We start from the raw sequence: 16,304 nt of genomic DNA, 5'->3' as shown, positions 1-16,304 counted from the left end.
GAGGTTTTCGAGCGTCCGTCGGCCGCCGCAGCAGGCGGCCGCAGCAGCCACCAGCGCAGACGCGTCCCCCGCGCAGCGCCGGTTTCCCGAACCGTATCCGGAGACACGTGATGCAAGCTAGTTCAGGCAGCGGCCGCCTTCAGCGCCGCAAGGTCCTTCAAGCCATCGCCGCCGCAGCGGCGGTGCCACCCGGGGTGGTGTGGAGCCAGTCCGAGCCCATCAAGATCGGTGCCGTGCTGTCCCTGACCGGCCCCGGTGCCGGCCTCGGCGGTCCGGAGCGCGACGGCATCCTGCTGGCGGAGAAGGTGATCAACGAGCGCGGCGGCGTCGGCGGCCGGCAGATCAAGGTGCTCATCGACGACGACGGCTCCAAGCCCGACCTGGCCAAGAGCAAGGCCGAGGCGATGATCTTCACGGAGAAGGTGCCGGTGATGATCGGCCCGTCCCTCACCGCGAGCACCGGAGCGATCGCGGCCATCACCAACGCCGAAAAGATGGCGCAGCTCACCTTCACCGGGTTGGGGCCGCCGATCGAGATGAGCTACAAGACGCTCTACCACCTGCTGCCGCCCCAGAGCCTGAACGCCCGCGCCATGCTGGAGTACGCGACCAAGGGCGCCAAGGCCAAGAAGATCGGCGTGCTGCACGACACCGGCTATGGCCAGGCCGTGATGGCCAGCCTCAAGCAGGTCTCGGAGAAGTACGGCGTCGATTACGTCGCCGTCGAACGCTTCGAGGTCGGTGCCACCGACGTGTCGGCGCAGGCCGCCAAGGTGCGCGCTGCGCAGCCCGACGTCGTCTTCGTCATCGCCACCTCGCCGGTGCCGTTCCGCAACGCGCGCCAGATGCGCCTGACGCAGCAGATCGTCTCGGCCATCGGGTCTGCCTCGTACGACTACGTGCGCGGAATGGGCGAGTTCGCCGACGACATCGTCTTTCCCGAGTTCGTGGTCGGCGAGGCGCCGCTGCCGCGCCAGAAGGAGTTCGTGGAGCTCTATCAGCGTGCCTACAACGCACTGCCCAAGAACTTCGAGGCCGCGGGCTGGGATGCGGTGCACGTCGCGGCCAAGGCGCTCGCGAAGGCCGGCACCACCAACCGCGAGGCCATCGCGCAGGCCATGCGCCAGCCGCACGAGGGTGTCATGGCCGGCTACAACTTCTCGGCGCCCGACATGACCGGCATCGACCTGGGCAGCTACGTCTTCTCACGGCTCGACAAGGGCAAGTTCACCCGGCTCCCGTTCACCACCAGCGGCGCCTGAGCGCAGCGCCGGCGGCCGGCGGGCGCGGTTCCTCCGTTGACGGGGAGCGGCGCGGCGCCGGCGCATTCTCACGACGGAAGGAACGGATGTGATCACGACATCGCTGCTCGTGCAGTCGATCCTCACGGGGCTGACCAACGGCTTCGTCTATGCGCTCGTCGGGCTCGGGATCGCGGTGGTCTACCGCGGCTCTCGCATCATCAACGCCATGCAGGGCGAGTTCGCCCTTGTGGCGGGAATCGTGGCGTATGTCGTGCTGAAGTCGCTGCAGTGGCATCCGCTGCTGGCCTACGCCGCCGGGGTAGCCAGCGGCGGCCTGGTCGGCTGGCTGCTCGACGCGCTGTTCGTGCGGCCGGCCCGCAGACGCGGGGCCACGGACGACACCTACCTGCTGGTCACGCTCGGGGTGGCGTTCGCGATCTCGGCGGCCGTGCTGTTCTTCTTCGGTCGCGACAGCCTGCCCATGCCGGGCCTCGGAGGGGAGGGCAGCGTGCTGCTGCTGGATGCCGCCATGCGGGTGCATTCGCTCTGGCTGATCGCCATCAGCGTGGCGGTGGTGTCGCTGCTGCTGCTGTTCTACCACCGCACCCACCTGGGGCTGTCGATGATGGCGGCCTCGATCGACCCCGAGGGCGCCTCCATGACCGGCATCAGCGTGCCGCGCATGCGAGCCCTGACCTTCGTGCTCGGCGGCGCCATCGGCGGCCTTGCCGGCGTGCTGGTTGCGCCGCTGATCACCATCCACTACGAGATGGGCCTGCTGCTGACGCTCAAGGGGTTCGCGGCCGCCATCCTCGGCGGGCTGCTGAACCCGTCCGGCGCGGTGGTGGGCGGCGTGATCCTCGGCGTGCTGGAGTCGCTGGCCATCGTGACCATCTCATCGGGCTACAAGGACGTCGTCTCCATGGCGGCGCTGATCCTCATCATGATCCTCATGCCCAACGGCATCCTGGGACGCGGAGGCCGCCGTGGTGGCTGATCGCAGCAGCGCGGCGTGGGTGGCGGGCGGCCTGGTGCTGGCGCTTGCCTGGGCCGCCATTCCCCTGGTGGCCACCCGCGCGATGGTGGACCTGCTCGTGTTCACGGCGCTCTATTCCATTGCGGGCATCGGGGTCAGCTTCCTGCTGGGGCAGTGCGGCATCGTCTCGCTCGCGCAGAGCGCCTTCTACGGCATCGGCGCCTACGCCACCGCCTACTGCACGCTGCAACTGGGCTGGCCATCTCCTGTCGCCATGGCCTTCGGCATGGCGCTGTCCGGCGGCATCGCGGCGCTGCTCGGCTGGCCGATCCTGCGCTTGTCCGGCTTCTTCCTGGCACTGGCGACGCTGGCGCTCGCGATCATCGGGCACACCCTGTTCGTCGAGTGGGAGTGGATCACCGGAGGAACGCTCGGGACCGGCGGCATTCCGCGCATCGCGCTGTTCGGCTTCGCGCTCGACACCCCGCAGCGCTTCTACTACTTCGTCTGGCCCACGGTGCTGCTGGTCTTCCTCATGCACTACGCCCTGCTGCGCTCGCGCCACGGCTTCGCGCTGCGGGCCATGCGCGATGCGCCCGACGCCGCGCTCGCACTCGGCATCCCCGTGCACGCGCTGAAGGTGCAGGTGTTCGTGCTCAGCGCGGTGCTCGGCTCCTTCGCGGGAAGCCTCTTCGCGCACTACGTGAGCTTCGTCAGCGTGGACAGCTTCGGCGTCGGGCGGGCCATCAATTTCCTGCTGATCGCGGTGCTCGGCGGCGCGCAGACCATCGTGGGCACCGTGCTGGGGGCGCTGTTCGTGACCCTGCTGCCGAGCTTCCTCACGCGCTTCGGCGACATCCATGCGCTGCTGTTCGCGCTGCTGCTCGTGGCGGCCGTCATGTTCATGCCCCTGGGCATGGCGGGTTCGCTCGGCAAGCTCTTCTCGGCGCTCGGCATGCGGCCGCGCCGCCGGCGTGAGGATGCGGCGGCCGCGCGCCCGGTGGAGAGCAAGCCATGAGCGCCCTCTTAAGCGTCGCCGGCGTCGGGCACCACTTCCGTGGACTTACGGTCCTGAAGGACGTGAGCTTCGAGGTGCCGCCGCGCAGCATCACCGGCCTGATCGGCCCGAACGGCGCGGGCAAGAGCACGCTGTTCAACATCGTCTCGGGTTTCCTGCGCCCGTCCGCCGGCACCATCCGCTACGAGGACCGGGACGTCACCGGCTGGGACGTGACCCGCCGCAGCCACCAGGGGCTGGTGCGCACCTTCCAGACGCCCCAGGTGTTCAAGAACCTCACGGTGGAAGAAAACCTGGTGGCGGCAGGCTGGTCCGCCACCCGCGGTGGCTTCGTGCAGAGCCTGCTGCACCTGCCCGGCGCGCGCCGCGCCCGCGCGCGGATGCAGGAACTCGCCCGGCAGACCGCCGCGAGCTTCGGCCTGGAGCCGGTGTGGGCGCAGCGTGCGGGGGACCTGCCGGCGGGGCGGCAGCGGTTGGTCGAGCTCGCGCGCGCGGCCTTGCTCTCGCCCAGGCTGCTGTGCCTGGACGAGCCGTCCTCGGGCCTGAACCAGGAAGAAGTCGCGGCGCTGCGCCTCCTGCTGGAGCGGCTCAATCGCGACGGTGTGACGATCCTGCTGGTCTCCCACGACATGGAGCTGATGGAGGTCGCCTCGTCCGTGCATGTGCTGTGCTTCGGCGAGATCATCGCCGCCGGCGACTTCCGCACCGTCAAGCAGGACCCGCGCGTGCGCGAGGCCTACCTCGGAGTCTGAGCATGCAGGCACCCGTGCTCCAACTGGACCGCGTCAGCGCCGGCTACGGTCCCATTCCCATCCTCCACCGCATCGCGCTGCAGGTGGGGTCGAACGAGAGCGTCGCGCTCATCGGCGCCAACGGCGCCGGCAAGAGCACGCTGGTGCGCGCCATCAGCGGCCTGCTGCCGGTGTCCGAAGGGCAGGTGCTGCTCTCGGGCCAGGACATTTCCCGGCTTGCGCCGCACGAGCGCGTGGCGCGCGGCCTCGGCGTCGTCCTCGAGAACCGGCACCTGTTCGGCGAGCTGACGCTGCGCGCCCACCTCGAGCTGGCGCAGGTGCACGGCAGCCGCCGCGCGGTGCAGCAGCCCTTCACGATAGAGGACGTGCTGGCACTGTTTCCGTTCATGCGCGCGCGCCTGCAGTCGCCGGTGGAGCTGTTCAGCGGCGGCGAGCAGCAGATGGTGGCGATCGCGCGGGCGCTGTTGCTGCAGCCGCTGCTGCTGATCATGGACGAGCCCTCCACCGGGCTCGCGCCCAAGGTGCTGGGCCACATCGTGGATGCGGTGCAGCTGCTGCGCGAGCGCGGCGTGAGCATCCTGCTGGTCGAGCAGAACGTCGCGCTCGCCGCGCGCATCGCCGACCGCGGCTACGCCATCTCGGTCGGGCGCGTCGCCGCCGAGATCGCCGCCGAAAAGTGGCGCGGGATCATCGACGACGAGGCCCTGCTGCGGGTCTACCTCGGGGGCTGAGATGCGGACGCGAACGTCATGCGCCGCCCCGGTCCGGACCTCCGAAAGCGGACCAGCCGCCATCGACCGGCAGCACCGCACCGGTGATGAACGACGCCCACGGCGAACACAGGAACACGGCCGCCTGCGCGATCTCCTGTGCCGAGCCGAGACGGCCCATCGGGACCCGCCGCAGTGCGGCCTCCTGCGCGGCCGGCGCGCGGTCGAACAGCGCACGGCTCATATCGGTGGCCACGTAGCCCGGAGCGATGCAATTGACGCGGATGCCCAGGCGCGCCCACTCGCAGGCCAGGTTGCGGGCCATGTGGGTCACCGCAGCCTTGGTCGGCCCGTAGGCGTTGGATCCGGGAATGCCCACCAGCCCGGCGACCGAGCCGACGACCACCACCGCTCCGCGTCGGCGCGGCACCATGTGGCGACCGGCTTCGCGGCAGCACAGGAACGCGCCGCGCGCGTTGACGGACCAGACGTGTTCCCACCCCTCCAGCGACTGATCGACCGTGCGGGCGATCGGCTCGAGCACGCCGGCGCAGTGCACCAGGATGTCGGGGCCGCCCCACTCGCGGCCCACGCGCTCGAACAGCGAGGCCACCTGCTCCTGCGAGGTGATGTCGCAGGGCACGAAAGGCGCGCCATGGGCATCGCCCCGGGCAGCGGGGCGCAGGTCGCTGCCGACGACGGTCGCGCCCGCCTGGGCCAGCGCCCGCGCGCAGGCGGCGCCGATGCCGCCGCTCGCTCCGGTGACCAGCGCCACCTGTCCGGCGAGGTCGAATCCCGAGGCCGGTCCGTCTGCCTGCTGCTTGGCCATCTGCCACGCCCCTTCGTGAGGTTGATGCGAGCGGGGCAGTCTAGCAGCGGCCCCCGCCGCAAACGGGCCTGTGGCCCACGTCCGATCCATTCCCATCCTGCCCGCACCCCATCATGAACTTCGCAAGCTACGAGACCCTTCTCTTCAACCGCCGCGGTCGTGTGCTCGAGATCACGATGAACCGGCCGGACAAGCTCAACGCGGTCGATGAGGCCATGCATGCCGAGCTCGCGCGCGTGTTCGTCGATGCGTCGAACGACCCCGACAGCGACATCGTGGTGCTGACCGGGGCAGGGCGTGCCTTTTCCTCGGGTGGCGACATCGACTGGATGCAGCAGATGATCGACCAGCCGGGTGCCTTCGAGAAAACGGCGCGCGAAGCCAAGCAGATCGTCTTTTCTCTGCTCGACTGCGAGAAGCCGGTCATCGCCAAGCTCAACGGCCATGCCACCGGACTCGGCGCGACCATCGCGCTGCTGTGCGACGTGACCTTCGCGGCCGATTCGGCGCGCATCGGCGACCCGCACGTGAGCGTCGGATTCGTCGCGGGCGACGGCGGCGCCGTCATCTGGCCGCAGCTGGTCGGCTATGCGCGGGCCAAGGAATACCTCATGACAGGCGACCTGCTCACCGCCGCCGAGGCCGAGCGCATCGGCCTGATCAACCATGCGGTGCCGCGCGAGCAGCTGGACGAGCGCGTCGCGCAGTTCGCGGACCGCCTCGCCAGTGGCGCCACCAAGGCGATCCGCTGGACCAAGATGTCCGTGAACATCGGGCTGCGCCAGCTCGCGCACAGCATCATGGACGCCTGCATCGCCTACGAGGCGTTGTCGAACAAGACGGCGGACCACCAGGAGGCAGTGAACGCATTCCGCGAGAAGCGCAGCCCGCGCTTCGGCGGAAGCTGACCCCCCGGCCCGCAGAAGGACACGCCATGGACATCCGCCTTCCCGAGCACGTGCGCCAGATCCGCGAGACGGTCGCCCGATTCGTGGACCGGGAAATGCCACGCAGCGCCGCTGCCGACTGGGATGCACGCAACCACTTCCCGCGCGACGTATTCGCCCGGCTGGCGCAGCTGGGCGTGATGGGGCTCACCGTGCCGCAGGAGTACGGCGGGCACGGGCGCGACATCCTGGCCACCATGGTGGTGATCGAAGAGCTGTCGCGGCGCAGTCTGGCGGTGTCGGTGCCCTACATCATGTCGGCCTGCTACGCCGGCATGAACCTGGTCGATTGCGGCAGCGAGGCGCAAAAGCGCGCGCTGCTGCCGCGCGTGGTCGATGGCTCGCTCATCTTCGCCTACGGCTGGACCGAGCCCGACGTCGGCGCCGACCTGGCGAGCGTCAAGACGCGGGCGCGGCGCGACGGCGACTGGATCGAGATCACCGGCGCCAAGCGCTTCTGCTCGGGTGCCGACATCGCCGACTACATCTATGCGCTGGTGCGCACCGGCGACGAGGCCGCGCGCTACAAGAACCTGTCGATCGTGCTGATCCCGCCCGATGCGCCGGGCGTGAGCATCTCGCGCATCGAGAGCCTGGGCATGAAGGGCGCCGCCACCACCGACGTGGTGTTCGAGCAGGTGCGGGTGCCCTTGGAGAACGTGATGGGCGGCGAGGCCGGCTGGGACAACGGCTGGTCCATGATCGTCGGCTCGGGCCTGGACGTCGAGAAGCTGGAGGTCGCCGCCATCGCCACCGGCGTCGCGCGCGCGGCCCTGGAAGACGCCTGGAGCTATGTCCACGAGCGCCGGCAGTTCGGCCGTGCGATCGGCGAATACCAGTCCATCCAGCACAAGCTCGCCAACATGAAAACGCAGCTGCACGCAGCGCGCCTGATGCTCTATCACGCAGCCAACCTGGCCGATGCGCGCGAGAGCGCCGGCGTCGAGACATCGATGGCGAAGCTGTTCGCCACCGAGATGGCCAAGACCGTGGTGCTGGAATGCCAGACCATTTTCGGCGCCTACGGCTACGTCAAATCGCTGGACGTGGAGCGCTATGTGCGCGACGCGCTGCTGCTGCCCATCATCGGCGGGTCGTCCGCCGTGCAGCGCAATAACATCTTCAAGTGGTCCAGCCAGCCAGCCGCGGCACTGTGACCCGACCTGATTTCCATTCTTTCCCGATGCCCCGTTCCAAGTCCCTGGCCCGCTCCGACCAACCCGCTGCCGATCCGAACCCGGCGCCCGCGCTCGAGGCCGTTGCGCCCCCGCGCGAGCGGCCGTCCCGCAAGCGCCTGAGCCGCGCCGAGAAGGCGCCCGATGCGCGCAACAACATCTTCGCCGCCGCGGCGCGCGTGGTCGGGCGCGACGGGTACGCGGACGCCAGCATCAGCAAGATCACCACCGAGGCGAACATCGCGCAGGGCACCTTCTACCTGTACTTCACCTCGCGCCAGGAGCTGTTCGACGAGCTGCTGCCGCATGTGGGAGCGGACATGCTGCGCTTCATCCGCGACCGGGTGCACGGCTCGGCGACGGTGCACGAAATGGAGGAGCGCGGCTTTCGTGCCTTCTTCGAATACCTCAAGGGCAACCCCGGTTTCTTCCGCATCCTCAATGAGGCGGAGGTCGCCGCGCCCAAGGCCTTCCGGCGGCACTTCGACCTCCTGAGCCGGCACTACGTGTCGGCGCTGTCGCGCGGCGTCGATCGCGGCGAGATCCGCCACTACACCAAGGACGAACTGGTTACCGTCGCCTACATGCTCATGGCCGCGCGCAGCTACCTGTACCTGCGCTACGTGAAGAACCGCAGCGGCGCACGCACGCTGCCCGAAAAGGCCGTCCAGACGTACATGCGGATGGTGCGGCGAGGCCTGGACTGAAGACTGCGGCACACGCGGCCTCGAAGGAAACCCCGATGGACGAGAACCCCACCTGGAAGACGCGCCTTGACGCGTCCCTGATCGAGCGCTACGAACGCGAGGGGCTGTGGAGCGGCGTGACGCTGGCCCGGTGCGCCGCGCAGCGGGCCGCCGAAGCGCCCGACCTGGTGGCCGCGGTCGATCGCACCGGCGCGGTCGGATTCGCGACCCTGCATGCGCAGGCGCAGTGGCTCGCCGCGGCGCTCGCCGAGCGCGGACTGCGCCCCGGCGACGTGGTCAGCTTCCAGCTGCCGAACTGGCATGAGGCCATGGTGATCAACCTGGCCGCCTGCCTCGGCGGCTACGTCTGCAACCCCATCATCCCGATCTACCGCGACGCAGAGGTCGGCTACATCCTGCGGCATGCGCACACGCGGGTGTTCTTCATCCCACGCAGCTTCCGCAGCATCGACTACCTGGAGATGGTGCGCCGGCTGCAGCCGGGGCTGCCGGCGCTGCGCGACGTGGTGCTGGTCGGCGACGAGGGGCCGGCGCCGGACGGCTGCCTGCGCTTCCAGGACCTGCTGCGGGCGGTGGAGCCGCGCCCGTTCCCGCCGGTCGATCCGAACGCCGTGAAGCTGCTGCTCTTCACCTCGGGCACGACGGGCGACCCGAAGGGCGTGCTGCACAGCCACAACACGATCCGCGCCGAGATGGAGGCGGTGATGCGTTTCTGGTCGATCCGCCGCAGCGACGTCGTGCTGATGCCGTCGCCCGTGACCCACATCACCGGCTACCTCTACGCACTGGAGCTTGCGTTCGCGGCCGGCGTGAAGGTGGTGCTGATGGAGAAGTGGGATGCGGCGCAGGCGTGGGAGCTGATCGAGCGGCACGGCGCCACCTTCACCATCGCGGCGACGCCGTTCCTCATCGAACTCAGCGCCGAGGTGGAGCGACGTGGCATCGGGCTGCCCTCGATGCGCCTCTTCGGCAGCGGCGGCGCGCCCGTTCCGGAGGCGGTGGTCGCCCGGGCTCGCGCTGCGCTGCCCGCCTGCCAGGTGTTCCGGGTCTACGGCAGCAGCGAGGCACCAACCGTCACCCTGGGCGTGCGCGAGGGCGACCCGCCCTCCCTGGGTGGCACCACCGACGGCGCCATCTGCAACCACGAGGTGCGCATCGTCGATCCCGAGACGGGCCAGCCGGTCGCGACCGGTGCCGAAGGGGAGATCGTCACGCGCGGACCCGAGGTGATGCTGGGCTACACCAAGCCGCAGTACACGCAGGAGGCGTTCGATGCCGAAGGCTTCTTCCACACCGGCGACCTCGGCTTCGTCGATGCGCGCGGCTACATCACCATCAGCGGGCGCAAGAAGGACCTGATCATCCGCGGCGGCGAGAACATCAGCCCCAAGGAGATCGAGGACCTGCTGCACCAGCACGCTGCAGTGCAGGAGGCGGCGGTGGTGGCGATGCCGCATGCCCGCCTGGGCGAGACGCCGTGCGCCTGCGTGGTCCTGCGGCCCGGCGCGCAGCTCGAGTTGGCCGGGCTTGTCGCCTTCCTCGATGCGGCGCGGCTGGCCCGCCAGAAGTTTCCCGAGCGGCTGCTGGTACTCGAAGAGCTGCCGCGCACCGCATCGGGCAAGGTGCTCAAGCACGTGCTGCGCAAGCGGCTCGCCGACGAAGCGGCCGCCGGCGCCGCGGCGGCCTGAGCGGCGCCCGAGCACGAGAAAGACCGGACTGCCGTGACGACGCTGCAAAGCCTCTACCAGACGATGCTGCGCATCCGCGCCGTCGAGCAGGTGCTGGCGCGCATGTTCGCGGACGGCGAGGTGCCCGGCTTCATCCACCTGAGCATCGGGCAGGAGGCCGTCGCCGCGGGCGTATGCGCGGCGCTGCGCCCGCAGGACACGCTGGCGACCACGCACCGGGGCCATGGCCACGTCATCGCGAAAGGGCTGGAGCTGCCCGGCTTCTTCGCGGAAATCCTCGGGCGCGACGCCGGCGTGTGCCGCGGGCGCGGCGGCTCCATGCACGTGTCGGACATGCGCCGCGGCATCATCGGCGCCAACGGCATCGTCGGCGCCGGTATCCCGATCGCACTGGGCACCGCGCTGGCCACGCAGCTGCGCGGTGGCGACGACGTGGCGGTCGCGATCTTCGGCGACGGCGCGATGGCCGAAGGCGTTCTGCACGAAAGCCTCAACTGGGCCGCGCTGCGCCGGCTGCCCATGCTGTTCGTCTGCGAGAACAACGGCTGGTCCGAGTTCTCGCCCACCGAGCGCCAGGTGTCGGCCCGGCTCGCCGACCTGGCTGCGGCCTTCAGGCTGCGCTATGCCGAGGTGGATGGCGACGACGTGCAGGCCGTGTTCGACGCCGCCTGCGCTGGCGTGGCCGCAGCCCGCAGCACGGGCCCGCAGGTGCTGGAGTGCCGCACCCACCGCGGCCGTGGCCACTATGAAGGAGACAACCAGGCCTATCGCCAGGACGCTGCGCTGCCCCCGCAGCACGATCCGATCGCGCGGGCCCGCCAGACGCTGCTGCGCGAAGGCGTCGATCCCGCGCAGCTCGACGCGCTGGGACGCGCGGCGCACGAGGAAATCGAAGCGGCGCTGGCACAGGCCCGCGCCAGCGACCCTGCCGACTTCGATGCCGCGCGGGAGGCCGTCTACACGATGGAGACGGCGCGATGAGCAGCCTGCGCTACGCGCATGCCGTCAACCTGGCGCTTGCCGACGCCATGGCCGCGGACGAGCGCGTGGTGGTGCTCGGCGAGGACGTGGCGCAGGCCGGCGGCTCGTTCAAGGCCACCCGTGGCCTGCTCGAGCGCTTCGGGCCCGAGCGCGTGATCGACACGCCCATCTCCGAGGCGGCGATCACCTCGGCCGCCGTCGGCGCCGCCATGGCCGGACTGCGCCCGGTGCTCGAGATCATGTTCATGGACTTCATCACCCTCGCTATGGACGGGCTGGTCAATCAGGCGGCCAAGGCGCGCTTCATGTTCGGCGGGCGGTGCAGCGTGCCGATGGTGGTGCGCACGCCGCACGGCGGCGGACTGTCCGCCGGGCCGCAGCACTCCCAGTGCCTGGAAGCGTGGCTCGCGCACGTGCCCGGGCTGAAGGTGGTGTGCCCTTCGAATCCGCAGGACGCCTACGGCCTGCTGCGTGCCGCGATCGACGATCCCGATCCGGTGGTGTTCGTGGAGCACAAGGCGCTGTATGGGATGCGCGGCGAGGTCGATGCCGGCCTGCGGGCGCGCATCGGGGAGGCCCGCGTGGCGCGGCCGGGGCGCGATGCGACGCTGGTGTGCTACGGCGCGGCGGTGGGCACCTGCCTTGCGGCAGCCGGGCTGCTGGCCGATCGCGGCGTGGAGGTGGAGGTGATCGATCTGCGTTCGCTCCAGCCCTGGGACTGGGAGACGGTGCGCGCGTCGGTGGCGCGCACCCACCGTGCCTTGGTCGTGCACGAGGCGGTGCAGGCCTATGGCGTGGGCGCAGAGATCGCTGCGTGCATCGGTGAGCACGCGTTCGACGAACTCGACGCGCCCGTCATGCGCCTGGGAGCGCCGTTCATGCCGGTGCCTTTCTCCGCCACGCTGGAGGCGCGCTACGCGGTGGACGAGACCAAGGTGCTCGCGGCGCTCGAACGGCTCATGGCGTGAGGGAACGGGCATGAAACAGCCGCTGCGCCTGCCGAAGCTCGGCCTGACCATGGAAGAGGGCAGCATCGTCGAGTGGCTGGTGCGCCCGGGTGACGCCTTCCGCCGCGGCCAGGTGCTGTTCGTGCTGGAAACGGACAAGGCGGCCAACGAGATCGAAGCGCAAGCCGACGGCGTGCTGCTGGAGATTCGCCACGATGCGGGCGGGACCGTGCCGGTCGGCGAGGTGATCGCGTGGATAGAGGGTGCGGAGGCGGACGCATTGCGGCAGGAGATGGAGGAGACCGGCGGGGCGGAGGGGGAGGGCATGGTGGATGCGGGCGCCGGCTTGCTCGCCGTGGGCGCTTCGGGTACGTCAGGTGTCTCAGGCGTCTCTCGTGCGTCGGATTCGCCCGATGTTGCTCGTGTCGCTGATGTGGCCGAGAGTTCTGATGCCGCTGCCACCTCCGATGCGCAGCCGCAGCGCGGTCCGCAGGCGCACTCGCTTTCGTCGGCTTCGCCGGCCGCGCGCGTCATCGCAACTCCGTACGCGCGACGCCTCGCCCGGGAGGCCGGCATCTCGCTGGACCACATCGCCGGCTCCGGCCCCGAAGGGCGCATACGGGCCGCCGATCTTCCGAGCACGGCGACGGCTTCGAAGCCATCGGCCGATCGGGATGCAGGCGGTTTCTCAGAGGATGCGGGCACCACGGTTGAACCGAGTCCCACCCAACGCGCCGCGGCTCGCCGGCTCGCGCAGGTCAAGCACGGGGTGCCGCACTTCTATGCGGCCGCGGAGATCGACGCGCAGCCGCTGCTGGAGCTGCACGCCCGTCTGCGCAAGGGGGCAGCGACGCGGATCACGCTCAACGACATCCTGGTGGCGGCGGTGGGGCGTGCCTTGCGGCGCATGCCCGAGATGGACCGGCTCTGGCGCGACGAGCGCATCGTGGCGCTTGGCGGGGCCGACGTCGGCATCGCGGTGCACACCGAGCGCGGCATCTTCGTGCCGGTGCTGCCCGGCGCGGGCGGACTGCCGCTGGCCGAGGTGGCGACACGCGCGCGCGCCCTCGTGCACCGCGCCCGCGAAGGGCGGCTGGCAGCGGCCGACATGGCCGGCGGCGCCATCACCGTCTCCAACGCCGGCATGCACGAGCTGACCTGGCTCACGCCCATCATCAATCCCGGCCAGTCCGCCATCCTGGGCGTGGGCTCGGTGCGCGAGACCTTTCGGCCGCGCGACGGACAGCCCGTCCTGTGCCGGGAGATCGGTCTCGTCCTCGCGTGTGACCACCGCCTGCACGACGGCGTCACCGCCGCGCGCTTCCTGGCTGCGCTGCGTGCCGTGCTCGCGGCGCCCGAGCAGCTGGAGCGTGCGCCCTAGCGCGGCGCAGGCGCGGCGCACAATCGCCGCATGATCGAGCTTCCCAAAGACGCCCGCCAGCAGGCCGTCGCCTCCATCGAACGCTATTTCCGCGAGCACATGGACGAGCCCATCGGAAACATTGCGGCCGCGGGTTTGCTCAATTTCTTCCTTGAAGAAATCGGCCCGTCTGTCTACAACCGGGCCGTCAGTGACGTGCAGGAGCGCCTGCATGCGCGCCTCGATGAACTGGACATCGAGGTGCACGAGGAAGAGTTCGACTACTGGCGCAAGTTCGACAAGGCCAAGCGGCGATGAGATCGAACCGGCCGGTGCGCCAGTGCGCTTGCCGTTCTCGGCGTCGTTGCCGGCCTCGGGCTCTGCTCTATCGAGCCGGCCAAGGCTGTTTGATGAACCGGGCAGCCCGGGCATGCTGCGCGGACGAGGCATTGCTGATGCGCACGAGCCGTCCGTCCGCGCCCACGGTGGCGAAGAGGAATCCGCTCGGCGGGCCGCCGGGACGGCCGGTGCCGTTCGTGGCGGTGTAGTAGCTGGCCACGGCAAGGTCGCCGCCGGCGTTCAGGTGAGCCGACCGGTAGATCGTCTCCTCGCCGCCGAGGGTGGACGACCCGTCGTATTGCAGCTCCCCGGACCCGATCGAGGGTATTGCTGCGGCCAAGGTGGCGCCGTCGAAGCGGTAGGTCTTGATGCCGCCGGAGCCCGACGTCACCAGCACCCTGCCGTCGCGCGTGCTCACGCCCCGGCGTCCGGGCCGTGTCCGATTCGACGCCAGCGTTGCGGGCATGCCGGACGGCGTCGCGATCGAAACGGCATGGATCGCATCGGTGCTGTCGGTGAAGAACAGCACGTTGCCCACGATGTCGGCGCCTCCGACGGCCCCTTCAAAGGGACTTCGCGGATCGCCAAGGGACTTCACGTCCAGCACGTCGATGCCGTGGTGCAGGGTTCGGCCGTCGGGTGAGAACACCAGGCTGTTCCCGTAGGCTCGGTACGGCTGGGAATTCGCCACCCGGCTCAAGGTGCCCGTCGCGGGATCGACGTTCCACAGCACCACGTAGCCGATCGCGTGGTCAAGGTGGGCGAGCTGCGTGCCCGCCGCGTTGACCGCCATCCTGGTGGGAGCGGCAGGCGCAAGAACCTCACCCGTTCGGATCACGTTCAGAAGCGTGAGCTTGCCGCGGTGCCAGTCGATGCGATAGGTGGCGATGGTTTCCCCACCCCAGCAGAACGGAGGACCGTTCCAGCACTCGTATCCAGAGCTCACGTACAGCCACTTGCCCGAGGGGTGCATCACCGCGTCGTAGGCCATATGGTTGCTGCCGATACCCAGCTGCGCGTCGCCCGCAGCGTCGGCGGTGGCCGTCGTGTTCCGCTCCAGGGTGAAGGTATCGGCATCGAGCACTGCGGCAACCAGCGTTCCCACATCGGCAGCGCCGCCGGTGGTGGCCTTCAGTTCCACCGAGTCGCCACGCCGCAGGCCGTGCTGCGCAGCGGTGACGGTGATGAAGTCGTTGCCGCTGTGCTGAACGTAGGTGGCGAGCAGCCTGGTCGCAGGATCTCGAAGGAGCCTGCCGCCCGTGATGGTGCCGGAAGCCGTGTCGGCGACGGTGAAGGTGTCCGCATCTACTTCGGTCACCTTGTAGGTTCCGCTGGTGGCGCTGCCGCCCGTGCCGGCAGCGAACCGCAGCGAAATCCACAGGCCATTGCGGATGCCGTGCCTTGGCATCTTCACGGTGATGGTCGATCCGGAGCGCGAATAGCTGCCGGGTATCCCCGGCAATGTCGCGGTGCTCACCTGGACCACCTCTTGCCTTGTTGCCTTGAAGAGGTGCAGCAGACCGCCGTCCGTGCCGACCGCCAGTTCGACGCCCGGCGCAAAGGTGGTGTTCTTCGCGATGAGCGTGCCGGCGGCGATGTCGCTCACGATGTCGGCAAGGTCCGTCGTGTCCGTGCCGACGTAGACCGCGAGGTTCCCGAGCACCGTGGCAAGCGGTCCCGCGCCGGGTGAAGTCGCCGGGTCGGACGGTGCGGCGAAGTTGGCGGCGATGGGGGCGTACGACGCCGCGAAGGCGGTGGCAGAGAGCGCCCCGGACGATTGCACGGCTGCGGTCGTCAGCAGCGTCAGGTGCGCCTGCACGGTGCCCTCGGGCTGTGCCGTGACCACCGTGCGCAGCGCATTCGTCCCCATGGAGATCGGCGTTCCGCCGCCGGTGCAGCGGGTGCCGTCATAGCGCGTCTCGTCGCTGCAGTACGTGCCGCCGGTGGCTTCGACCAGCAGGTCCCCCTGGGTGCCGGCCGGCAGAACGAAGGAGTAGGTGCCGTCCGCCGCGGTGACGACGCAGCCGTCGGAGGGCGTGGGAGCGGAGTCCGGCTGGGCGGCCATCCTGGCGCCCCTCGCGCCGGCGTCGATGGCAAAGACGCACACCGACGCGCCGTAGGTCAGACCCTTGTAGACCTGGCCGCTGATCTTGGCAGTGGATGCGGGCGCGACAGGAGGGGTGGCGACGGGGGAGGTGGCGGAGGGGGATGTGTCGGTGGCTGGGGTTCCGGGTGCGGAGGTGCCGGGTGCGGAGTCGCCGGGTGCGGAGTCGCCGGTGGCAGAGGTGGCGCGGCCGGGTGTGTCATTCGCGGATGTGCCGGTGGTGGAGGTGTCGATGCTGGAGGCGGCAGAGGTGTCGGTGGACGGGGGGTCTGGTGGTGGTTCTGCGCCACCGCCACCGCAGGCGACGAGGGCAAAGCAACACGCGAGTACGCTGACTCGCCCCATCAGGCGCATGTTCATAAAGTTCTAGCCTCCCCGTGAAGGAGCGAACTCTAAGGTTCGTGGTGGGTGCCGTCAATCCGAGGTGGCGGGGCGCCTTCCTGTGCGGTGTTTGCATGGATGGGCGGGGCCCGAGCGTGCCGGCAGCCAGTGCTGGCGGACGAGGTCGCGCCGTGGAGAGCCAGCGC

At 69.9% G+C, this 16,304-nt stretch carries 15 protein-coding genes; 13 read left to right on the top strand and 2 right to left on the bottom strand.

Features of this window, described 5'->3' with window-relative positions:
- Positions 1–110: 110 nt before the first annotated feature.
- The 5 genes from WG922_RS05435 (at position 111) to WG922_RS05415 (ending at position 4,721) form a co-directional block, all read left to right on the top strand.
- Positions 111–1,262 (top strand): ABC transporter substrate-binding protein, encoded by a 1,152-nt coding sequence (locus WG922_RS05435; protein WP_340281227.1) that lies wholly within the window; start codon positions 111–113, stop codon positions 1,260–1,262.
- 88 nt (positions 1,263–1,350) lie between these two features.
- Entirely contained in the window at positions 1,351–2,241 is an 891-nt protein-coding gene (locus WG922_RS05430) for a branched-chain amino acid ABC transporter permease (RefSeq protein ID WP_340281226.1), read from the top strand.
- Positions 2,234–3,238 (top strand): branched-chain amino acid ABC transporter permease, encoded by a 1,005-nt coding sequence (locus WG922_RS05425; protein ID WP_340281225.1) that lies wholly within the window; start codon positions 2,234–2,236, stop codon positions 3,236–3,238. The genes WG922_RS05430 and WG922_RS05425 overlap by 8 nt, the downstream gene beginning before the upstream one ends.
- Positions 3,235–3,990, top strand: a complete 756-nt coding sequence (locus WG922_RS05420) for an ABC transporter ATP-binding protein (protein WP_340281224.1) — start codon at positions 3,235–3,237, stop codon at positions 3,988–3,990. Before WG922_RS05425 ends, WG922_RS05420 begins: the two co-directional genes overlap by 4 nt.
- Positions 3,991–3,992: 2 nt before the next feature.
- Complete coding sequence (locus WG922_RS05415) at positions 3,993–4,721, top strand: ABC transporter ATP-binding protein (protein ID WP_340281223.1); 729 nt, start codon at positions 3,993–3,995, stop codon at positions 4,719–4,721.
- A 16-nt stretch (positions 4,722–4,737) separates the two neighbouring features.
- Here the strand turns inward: WG922_RS05415 and WG922_RS05410 are convergent, their stop codons facing one another.
- Positions 4,738–5,529, bottom strand: a complete 792-nt coding sequence (locus WG922_RS05410; protein WP_340281222.1) for an SDR family NAD(P)-dependent oxidoreductase — start codon at positions 5,527–5,529, stop codon at positions 4,738–4,740.
- A 113-nt stretch (positions 5,530–5,642) separates the two neighbouring features.
- On the opposite strand from WG922_RS05410, the gene WG922_RS05405 reads away from it, so the two are divergent.
- From WG922_RS05405 to WG922_RS05370, 8 genes are all read left to right on the top strand, one after another.
- Positions 5,643–6,437 (top strand): enoyl-CoA hydratase-related protein, encoded by a 795-nt coding sequence (locus WG922_RS05405; protein WP_340281221.1) that lies wholly within the window; start codon positions 5,643–5,645, stop codon positions 6,435–6,437.
- A 26-nt stretch (positions 6,438–6,463) separates the two neighbouring features.
- A complete protein-coding gene (locus WG922_RS05400) occupies positions 6,464–7,633 on the top strand; it encodes an acyl-CoA dehydrogenase family protein (RefSeq protein ID WP_340281220.1) in 1,170 nt (389 codons plus the stop codon).
- 26 nt (positions 7,634–7,659) lie between these two features.
- Complete coding sequence (locus WG922_RS05395) at positions 7,660–8,358, top strand: TetR/AcrR family transcriptional regulator (RefSeq protein ID WP_340281219.1); 699 nt, start codon at positions 7,660–7,662, stop codon at positions 8,356–8,358.
- Positions 8,359–8,393: 35 nt separating this feature from the next.
- On the top strand, positions 8,394–10,046 hold the full coding sequence (locus WG922_RS05390) for an AMP-binding protein (protein ID WP_340281217.1): 1,653 nt from the start codon (positions 8,394–8,396) through the stop codon (positions 10,044–10,046).
- 63 nt (positions 10,047–10,109) lie between these two features.
- Positions 10,110–11,027 (top strand): thiamine pyrophosphate-dependent dehydrogenase E1 component subunit alpha, encoded by a 918-nt coding sequence (locus WG922_RS05385; protein WP_340281806.1) that lies wholly within the window; start codon positions 10,110–10,112, stop codon positions 11,025–11,027.
- Positions 11,024–11,995 carry an alpha-ketoacid dehydrogenase subunit beta gene (locus WG922_RS05380; protein WP_340281215.1) on the top strand — a complete coding sequence of 324 codons (972 nt, stop codon included), beginning with the start codon at positions 11,024–11,026 and terminating at the stop codon, positions 11,993–11,995. The genes WG922_RS05385 and WG922_RS05380 overlap by 4 nt, the downstream gene beginning before the upstream one ends.
- Before the next feature lie 10 nt (positions 11,996–12,005).
- Positions 12,006–13,355 carry a dihydrolipoamide acetyltransferase family protein gene (locus WG922_RS05375; RefSeq protein WP_340281214.1) on the top strand — a complete coding sequence of 450 codons (1,350 nt, stop codon included), beginning with the start codon at positions 12,006–12,008 and terminating at the stop codon, positions 13,353–13,355.
- 30 nt (positions 13,356–13,385) lie between these two features.
- Positions 13,386–13,652 carry a DUF2164 domain-containing protein gene (locus WG922_RS05370; protein WP_340281212.1) on the top strand — a complete coding sequence of 89 codons (267 nt, stop codon included), beginning with the start codon at positions 13,386–13,388 and terminating at the stop codon, positions 13,650–13,652.
- A 67-nt stretch (positions 13,653–13,719) separates the two neighbouring features.
- On the opposite strand, the gene WG922_RS05365 is transcribed toward WG922_RS05370, so the two are convergent.
- Positions 13,720–16,137, bottom strand: a complete 2,418-nt coding sequence (locus WG922_RS05365) for a beta-propeller fold lactonase family protein (protein ID WP_340281210.1) — start codon at positions 16,135–16,137, stop codon at positions 13,720–13,722.
- Positions 16,138–16,304 lie beyond the last annotated feature (167 nt).

Origin of the sequence: Ramlibacter sp. AN1015, from assembly GCF_037726105.1 — a bacterium.
GTDB lineage: Bacteria > Pseudomonadota > Gammaproteobacteria > Burkholderiales > Burkholderiaceae_C > Ramlibacter.
This window is presented reverse-complemented; position numbering and strand designations above follow the sequence as displayed.

What these genes read in the sequence shown, in the direction of transcription:
- WG922_RS05435 (WP_340281227.1), top strand. Translation starts at nt 111, where the DNA reads ATGCAAGCTAGTTCAGGCAGCGGCCGCCTTCAGCGCCGCAAGGTCCTT.
- WG922_RS05420 (WP_340281224.1), top strand. Translation starts at nt 3,235, where the DNA reads ATGAGCGCCCTCTTAAGCGTCGCCGGCGTCGGGCACCACTTCCGTGGA.
- WG922_RS05415 (WP_340281223.1), top strand. Translation starts at nt 3,993, where the DNA reads ATGCAGGCACCCGTGCTCCAACTGGACCGCGTCAGCGCCGGCTACGGT.
- WG922_RS05410 (WP_340281222.1), bottom strand. Translation starts at nt 5,529, where the DNA reads ATGGCCAAGCAGCAGGCAGACGGACCGGCCTCGGGATTCGACCTCGCC.
- WG922_RS05405 (WP_340281221.1), top strand. Translation starts at nt 5,643, where the DNA reads ATGAACTTCGCAAGCTACGAGACCCTTCTCTTCAACCGCCGCGGTCGT.
- WG922_RS05400 (WP_340281220.1), top strand. Translation starts at nt 6,464, where the DNA reads ATGGACATCCGCCTTCCCGAGCACGTGCGCCAGATCCGCGAGACGGTC.
- WG922_RS05395 (WP_340281219.1), top strand. Translation starts at nt 7,660, where the DNA reads ATGCCCCGTTCCAAGTCCCTGGCCCGCTCCGACCAACCCGCTGCCGAT.
- WG922_RS05390 (WP_340281217.1), top strand. Translation starts at nt 8,394, where the DNA reads ATGGACGAGAACCCCACCTGGAAGACGCGCCTTGACGCGTCCCTGATC.
- WG922_RS05385 (WP_340281806.1), top strand. Translation starts at nt 10,110, where the DNA reads ATGCTGCGCATCCGCGCCGTCGAGCAGGTGCTGGCGCGCATGTTCGCG.
- WG922_RS05380 (WP_340281215.1), top strand. Translation starts at nt 11,024, where the DNA reads ATGAGCAGCCTGCGCTACGCGCATGCCGTCAACCTGGCGCTTGCCGAC.
- WG922_RS05375 (WP_340281214.1), top strand. Translation starts at nt 12,006, where the DNA reads ATGAAACAGCCGCTGCGCCTGCCGAAGCTCGGCCTGACCATGGAAGAG.
- WG922_RS05370 (WP_340281212.1), top strand. Translation starts at nt 13,386, where the DNA reads ATGATCGAGCTTCCCAAAGACGCCCGCCAGCAGGCCGTCGCCTCCATC.
- WG922_RS05365 (WP_340281210.1), bottom strand. Translation starts at nt 16,137, where the DNA reads ATGAACATGCGCCTGATGGGGCGAGTCAGCGTACTCGCGTGTTGCTTT.